The 553-nt window shown below is 71.2% G+C and carries 1 protein-coding gene; it reads left to right on the forward strand.

Annotation, left to right across the window (positions count from 1 at the left end; genetic code table 11):
* A partial coding sequence (locus ACTIFU_RS23990) for an OmpA family protein (protein WP_439580827.1) occupies positions 1–540 on the forward strand: 540 nt, incomplete at its 5' end.
* Between the last annotated feature and the right edge of the window lie 13 nt (positions 541–553).

The following is a 553-nucleotide window of genomic DNA, read 5'->3' on the forward strand; positions in this document are numbered from 1 at the left end:
GAGTCGTTCACCTCGACGGCGGCCCTTAATCCCGGTCCGTTCACGGGCCGCTATGACGACAGCCACACCCTGACGCTGGGCCTGCGCTATGCGTTCGGTGCGGACGAGCCGGACTATGTGCCGCCGCCTCCGCCCCCGCCGCCCCCGCCGCCCCCGCCGCCTCCCCCGCCGCCGCCGCCGCCGCCTCCGCCGCAAGTTCCGGTCGAGCGTGAGTTTGTGGTGTATTTCGACTGGGATCGTTCGGACCTGACGGCCGAAGCCTCGTCGGTGGTGACGCAAGCCGCCAACTACGCCCGGTCGGGTCGTCCGACGCGCATCCTGGTCGTCGGTCACGCCGACACCTCGGGTTCGGCGGCGTACAATGTCGGCCTGTCCAACCGCCGCTCGCGGACCGTGGCTGATGCTCTGGTCGCCCAGGGCGTCAACGGCGGCGTGATCTCGCTGGACGGCAAGGGCGAAACCGCCCTGGCCCGCGCCACCGCCGACGGCGTGCGCGAGCCGCTCAACCGTCGCGCCACCATCGGCATCAACTTCCGCTAAATCCGGAAGGCCG

This window comes from Elioraea sp., from assembly GCF_051860475.1.
GTDB lineage: Bacteria > Pseudomonadota > Alphaproteobacteria > Acetobacterales > Acetobacteraceae > Elioraea.